Origin of the sequence: Mycobacterium gordonae (assembly GCF_017086405.1) — a bacterium.
GTDB classification, from domain to species: domain Bacteria; phylum Actinomycetota; class Actinomycetes; order Mycobacteriales; family Mycobacteriaceae; genus Mycobacterium; species Mycobacterium gordonae_D.
The window spans coordinates 7,096,884-7,103,222 of the sequence record NZ_CP070973.1 but is presented as its reverse complement, the minus strand read 5'-3'; the positions used below and the strand labels follow the sequence as shown (position 1 = coordinate 7,103,222).

The following is a 6,339-nucleotide window of genomic DNA, read 5'->3' as shown; positions in this document are numbered from 1 at the left end:
CGACGCATCTCCCTGGTCCGACGGTCGGAGTACAACGTTTTCGGTAGCAACAGCGCACCTATCCACATAGTTATCCACAAATGTGGAAAGGAGGGTCAATAGCAAGCCGCAGCCTACCGGCAACGGCTCGCGATCTTCGTGCTGGAGACAACCATGCGGTCGTCCGAACAGCTAGTCGATCCGCCATCCTCGCTTCGGTGTCTTTGTTGACCAAGTCCCAAATCCGTACCGGCTTGGAAACTACCCCGCCCGAAGCTAACAGTTTTCGCTCCGGCTGCCAACAGTTCTTTGTATTCTGCTGGCGTTCTTCATGATCCTGCTATCCGGTAAGCAGGGGGGCACCGTGTTCGGGCCCGCCGCGACGATTGTCCTGGGTCTGCTGAGACGGGCGAGGTTTGACCAGGCGAAGCCTCGTCAGTACCCTCAAACAGTCGCCCGAAAGTCGGCGATACGGCTGCGACCCGAATCAACACCCCGGGGACCGCGCCGGCCAGCAAGCGAGACACTGCCGCCCACGAGTTGCCGAGCATCAGCGGGCGGACTGTTATGCCATACACAGCGAGGAGAACGCGGTGGCCAAGGGCAAGAGGACGTTCCAGCCGAACAACCGGCGTCGAGCCCGCGTTCACGGCTTCCGCCTGCGCATGCGCACCCGTGCCGGCCGGGCGATTGTCTCCAACCGGCGTGCTAAGGGTCGCCGCGCTTTAACTGCCTGATCGCAATTCGGGTTTCCCAGCGGTGCTTTCCGCACGGAACCGCATGAGGCGGTCGACCGAGTTTGACGCGACGGTGAAGTACGGGATGCGCACGGTGCAGCCCGACGTCATCGTGCACGTTCGGCGGGCAAGCGAGCGCGAAGACGCCGAGGGTCCGCGGGTGGGCCTGATCATCGCCAAGCGAGTGGGTACCGCCGTGGAACGACACCGGGTGGCGCGACGGCTGCGGCACGTGGCGCGCCCGATGTTGGAAGGTCTGCATCCACGTGACCAGGTCGTGATCCGTGCCCTGCCCAGCAGTCGGAATGTGTCATCGGCGTGGTTGGAGCAACAGCTGCGCAGCGGGTTGCGGCGGGCATTCCACGTCGCGGGTACCGAGCGGTGACCACTTCGCTGTCCAACTCTGCGCGCGTGGTCCCGTCCGCCCGCGGGCTCGGCGCCCCGATCGCGGGTGCACTGATTTACCTCATTCAGCTTTACCGGCACATGGTTTCGCCGTTGCGACCGGCAACGTGTCGGTTCATGCCCACCTGCAGTCAATACGCCGTTGAAGCTCTCACTGAATATGGATTGATTCGGGGGAGCTGGCTGGCCGTGGTCAGACTGGGCAAGTGTGGTCCCTGGCATCGGGGAGGATGGGATCCGATTCCGGAGCGCTGTGGGTGCCCGGCCGACGTGGACGTCTCGCGCGGGGCGGTCGAGGACCGCTCGGCGAAGCAAGGGGAGAGTGAATCTGTTGTTTGATTTTTTCAGCTTGGACTTCGTCTACTACCCGGTGTCCTGGATTATGTGGCTCTGGTACAAGGCGTTCGCGTTCCTGTTGGGCCCGGACAACTTCTTCGCCTGGGCGCTGTCGGTGATGTTCCTGGTGTTCACCCTGCGTGCCTTGTTGTACAAGCCGTTCGTTCGGCAGATCCGCACCACACGGCAGATGCAGGAACTGCAACCGCAGATCAAGGCGCTGCAGAAGAAGTACGGCAAAGACCGCCAACGCATGGCGCTCGAGATGCAGAAGCTACAACGCGAACACGGCTTCAACCCGATCCTGGGCTGCCTGCCGATGCTGGCCCAGATCCCAGTGTTCCTCGGGCTGTACCACGTGCTGCGATCCTTCAACCGCACCACCGGGGGCATCGGTTTGCAGTCGATGTCGGTCGAGCAGAACAAGCTCATCGGTAACTACGTCTTCACCGCGGTCGACGTGCAGAACTTCTTGAAGGCAAATCTGTTCGGTGCCCCGATTGGCGCCTCGATGACCCAGCGCGGCGGGTTGGACGCCTTCGAACACTTCAGTCGTCCGGCTGTGATCGCGGTGGGCGTGCCGGTGATGATCCTGGCCGGTGTGGCCACCTACTTCAACAGCCGCGCATCGGTGGCCAGACAGAGCCCAGAAGCCGCGGCGAACCCGCAGACCGCGATGATGAACAAGCTGGCGCTCTACGTCTTCCCGCTGGGCGTGGTGGTCGGTGGTCCGTTCCTGCCGCTGGCGATCATCCTGTACTGGTTCGCCAATAACATCTGGACATTTGGTCAGCAGCACTACGTCTTCGGGATGATCGAGAAAGAGGACGAAGCCAAGAAGCAGGAGGCGCTGGCACGCAGGGCGGCGAACGCGCCTGCGCCGGGTGCTAAGCCCAAACGAGCCAAGCCGGCGTCGGCGCCCGGCGCGGGTTCGGCCTTGGAGACCGAGGCCACCGAGTCCGATGCGCCCGACGGGGCCGGAACCCAGGTGGACGCAGCCTCAGATGAGAAGCCGACCGGGAAGAGCTCGCAGGCTCCGTCGACCAAGCCGAACGCCGCGAACCGAACGACTGGCCCAGGCCGCACCCCGCGGCCCGGGGCACGGCCGAAGAAGCGCAAACGCTAGTACGCGCCTGAACTTGCCGGGGTTGACCTGCCAGCGCGGACAGCTCCAAGAAACCAATGCAAGAGACCGCGGCGTGAGGCCGCGAACACCAACCCGGGAATGAGGGGAGAGAAAGCCATGACGGACGCTGACACCACCGAGCTGGAATCGGATGCCGTGGCGGGCACGCCAGATGCAGAGGGTGCGGATTCTGCGGAGGATTCCGATGACCTTGAAGAGCGCTTGGTAGCCGAGGGCGAGATCGCCGGCGACTACCTCGAAGAACTCTTGGACCTGTTGGATTTCGACGGTGACATCGACCTGGACGTCGAGGGCAACCGCGCCGTGGTGAGCATCGACGGTAGCGATGATCTGAATAAGTTGGTCGGCCGCGGTGGCGAGGTTCTCGACGCGCTACAGGAGTTGACGCGCTTGGCGGTGCACCAGAAGACGGGCGTGCGTAGCCGGTTGATGCTGGACATCGCGAGCTGGCGCCGGCGTCGCCGCGAGGAGCTGGCGTCGCTGGGCGACAAGGTGGCGCGGCGGGTGGCGGAGACCGGCGAGCGCGAGGCGCTGTCGCCGATGACACCCTTCGAGCGCAAGATCGTGCACGACGCGGTCGCCGCGGTGCCTGGTGTGCACAGTGAGAGCGAGGGCGTCGAGCCGTCGCGGCGTGTCGTCGTGTTGCGTGACTGAGTCGTGACCGTCTGTGACCCGACCGTGATGGTCGGAGTTACAGAGATGTAGTTCGAGCGGACTCGGCTGCATGGGCGAGGATTCAACCGGGCCGGAAGAGCGGAGGGAATGTTTCACGTGAAACATGTCGATTCGCACGAGCCGGAAGCCACCCCGCCAATCGAAGCCGGGTCGGTTCCCGACGTCGTGTTTGGTGTCCGACGCGGAGTAGCTGAACGTTATGCGGAGATCCTGGCCACGGTCGGGGTGGAGCGTGGACTGATCGGCCCACGCGAATCCGATCGAATCTGGGACAGGCACATGCTGAACTCAGCCGTCGTCGGCGAACTGCTCGACCGGGATGCGCGAGTAGTCGACATCGGGAGCGGTGCGGGCCTCCCCGGGATACCCCTGGCGATTGCCCGACCGGATCTCGACGTGGTCTTGCTCGAACCGCTGTTACGGCGCAGTGAGTTCCTGACCGAGGTCGTCGACGAGCTCGGTTTGGCTGTGCGCGTGGTGCGGGGCCGTGCAGAGGAGCGTGCGGTGCGGGACGAACTAGGCGGCGCCGATGCCGTGGTATCCCGAGCGGTAGCAGCGTTGGACAAATTGACGAAGTGGAGTATGCCCTTGTTGAGGCAAGACGGACTGATGGCGGCAATGAAAGGCGAACGCGCTCCTGACGAAGTCGCGGAGCACCGGCGTGTAATGGTGGTATCGGGTGCCGTGGATGTCAGGGTGGTGAGGTGTGGCGTGAACATCGTGGAACACCCGGCGACCGTGGTTGCAGCGCGGCGCGCCCGGTCGGCCCGGAGGGCGGACCAGTGACCGCCACGAGGCGTGTCCGCGTCGACGCCGGCGTTTCGGCCGGCGACAACCAGTTCGCAGCGAGCTACGACGTGGTGATGACTACCGCGGGTGCGCCCAGCCCCTCGGTGAATGTTTCACGTGAAACATCCTCCGAATTCGACACCCCGATTGGCGCAGCGGCTGAACGCGCGGTGCGGGTTCTGCACGCCACTCACGACCCACTGCCACGGCCTCCGCAGCGGCGGCTGTTCACCATCGCCAACCAGAAGGGCGGGGTGGGGAAGACGACGACTGCAGTCAACCTCGCCGCGGCCCTGGCGGTGCAGGGGCTCAAGACGCTCGTCATCGATCTCGACCCCCAGGGCAACGCCAGCACCGCACTCGGAATCGCCGACCGCCAGTCCGGGACACCCTCGTCCTACGAAGTGCTCATTGGCGAGGTCACCCTGCGGGAGGCCCTGCGTCGCAGCCCGCACAGCGAGCGGCTGTTCTGCGTCCCGGCCACTATCGATCTGGCGGGTGCCGAAATCGAGTTGGTGAGCATGGTGGCGCGCGAGAACCGCTTGCGCAACGCACTGGCCCAACTGGACGACTTCGATTTCGACTACGTCTTCATCGACTGCCCGCCGTCGCTGGGACTGCTCACGATTAACGCGTTGGTGGCGGCCCCGGAGGTGCTGATTCCCATCCAGTGCGAGTACTACGCCCTCGAAGGTGTGTCGCAGCTGATGCGCAATATCGACATGGTGAAGGCACACCTGAATCCTCAGCTGGACGTCACCACTGTCATTCTCACCATGTACGACGGTCGGACGAAGCTCGCCGACCAGGTGGCCGAGGAAGTGCGTCGCTACTTCGGCGACAAGGTCCTGCGGACGGTGATCCCGCGCAGTGTGAAAGTCTCCGAGGCTCCCGGCTATAGCATGACAATCATCGATTACGATCCCGGTTCGCGTGGCGCGATGAGTTACCTCGACGCCAGTCGCGAACTCGCTCAACGCGATCGACCAGCCGCCGGGAGGGGATAAGCAATGACCAATCCGTCACGCAGGAAGGGCGGCCTCGGTCGCGGTCTGGCGTCGTTGATTCCCACCGGTCCGGTCGAAGGAGACGCCTCGACATTCGGGCCACGGATGGGTTCGGCGGCGGCCGATGTCGTGATCGGCGGTCCGCTGCCTGATGCCGCTGCGATGGGGGCGGTGTATCGGGAGATCGCGCCGTCGGATATCGAGCCCAATCCCCGTCAGCCGCGCCAGGTGTTCGACGACGAGGCTCTCTCGGAGTTGGTCCATTCGATCCGCGAGTTCGGTCTACTGCAGCCGATCGTGGTTCGTGCGGTCCAGGGATCGCAAGGCGGTGCGCACTATCAGATCGTGATGGGGGAGCGGCGGTGGCGGGCGGCCCAGGAAGCGGGCCTGTCGACCATCCCGGCCATCGTCCGCGAAACCGGCGACGACAACCTGCTGCGCGACGCCTTACTGGAAAACATCCACCGCGTTCAACTGAACCCGTTGGAAGAGGCGGCGGCCTACCAGCAGCTGCTCGACGAGTTCGGCGTCACCCACGATGAACTGGCCGCGCGCATCGGCCGCTCGCGTCCACTTATCACCAACATGATCCGCTTGCTGAAATTGCCGATCCCGGTGCAGCGCCGAGTGGCCGCGGGGGTGCTGTCGGCCGGCCACGCCCGCGCCCTACTGTCGTTAGATGCCGGGCCCGAAGCACAGGAGGAGCTGGCGAGCCGAATCGTGGCGGAGGGCCTTTCGGTGCGCGCCACCGAAGAGGCGGTCACCCTGGCAAACCGTGGCGATGGCGCGGCGCCCGCGCCGCCGCGCCGCAAGCCGATCCAGATGCCGGGCCTGCAGGACGTTGCTGAGAGGTTGTCGACCGCCTTCGACACTCGCGTGACGGTGGCCCTTGGCAAACGAAAAGGCAAGATCGTGGTGGAGTTCGGCTCGGTCGACGACCTCCAGCGAATCATCGATCTGATGACCGCGCAGCAGGCCTGAACAGGCATGACCCGACATATTCTGTAATTACGTCACTGTGACACTCAGCCGTTCCAGAGCCGTCTCGCGTCCGGCTGCGGGTGCCGCGATTCAACGGAGAAGTGGTGTGCATCAAGCGATTTCGTCTTCTTCCCGGCGGTCGCAACCGTCCGGTAGGCGCCCTCGAGCGCAACCGGCGGACAGCGTGCGCGCCACGGAGGAGTCGCAGCGCCAACACTGGCCGGACGGCGACCGACTCTCCTATTCTGGAAGGGTTGCCGGTGCGCATCCGCCTCACGACCGT

The 6,339-nt window shown here is 64.5% G+C and carries 8 protein-coding genes; all 8 read left to right on the top strand.

The genetic code is table 11. The features are described 5' to 3' along the window. Window positions 1-572 precede the first annotated feature (572 nt). Window positions 573-716, top strand: a complete 144-nt coding sequence (gene rpmH, locus JX552_RS30690; protein WP_082986523.1) for a 50S ribosomal protein L34 — start codon at window positions 573-575, stop codon at window positions 714-716. Between the two features lie 22 nt (window positions 717-738). Beyond that, on the top strand, window positions 739-1,101 hold the full coding sequence (gene rnpA / locus JX552_RS30685) for a ribonuclease P protein component (protein ID WP_205875523.1): 363 nt from the start codon (window positions 739-741) through the stop codon (window positions 1,099-1,101). Between the two features lie 8 nt (window positions 1,102-1,109). Beyond that, window positions 1,110-1,460, top strand: coding sequence for a membrane protein insertion efficiency factor YidD (yidD, locus tag JX552_RS30680; RefSeq protein ID WP_431196023.1), 351 nt, complete (start codon window positions 1,110-1,112; stop codon window positions 1,458-1,460). Next, on the top strand, window positions 1,444-2,583 hold the full coding sequence (gene yidC, locus JX552_RS30675; protein ID WP_205875522.1) for a membrane protein insertase YidC: 1,140 nt from the start codon (window positions 1,444-1,446) through the stop codon (window positions 2,581-2,583). The genes yidD and yidC overlap by 17 nt, the downstream gene beginning before the upstream one ends. A 117-nt stretch (window positions 2,584-2,700) precedes the next feature. Then, window positions 2,701-3,258, top strand: coding sequence for a Jag family protein (locus tag JX552_RS30670; RefSeq protein ID WP_205875521.1), 558 nt, complete (start codon window positions 2,701-2,703; stop codon window positions 3,256-3,258). 108 nt (window positions 3,259-3,366) lie between these two features. Further along, window positions 3,367-4,065, top strand: a complete 699-nt coding sequence (gene rsmG, locus JX552_RS30665) for a 16S rRNA (guanine(527)-N(7))-methyltransferase RsmG (protein ID WP_205875520.1) — start codon at window positions 3,367-3,369, stop codon at window positions 4,063-4,065. Window positions 4,066-4,142: 77 nt separating this feature from the next. Next, window positions 4,143-5,075, top strand: coding sequence for a ParA family protein (locus tag JX552_RS30660; protein ID WP_241011237.1), 933 nt, complete (start codon window positions 4,143-4,145; stop codon window positions 5,073-5,075). Window positions 5,076-5,078: 3 nt separating this feature from the next. Beyond that, window positions 5,079-6,056, top strand: coding sequence for a ParB/RepB/Spo0J family partition protein (locus JX552_RS30655; RefSeq protein WP_205875519.1), 978 nt, complete (start codon window positions 5,079-5,081; stop codon window positions 6,054-6,056). Window positions 6,057-6,339: the final 283 nt, after the last annotated feature.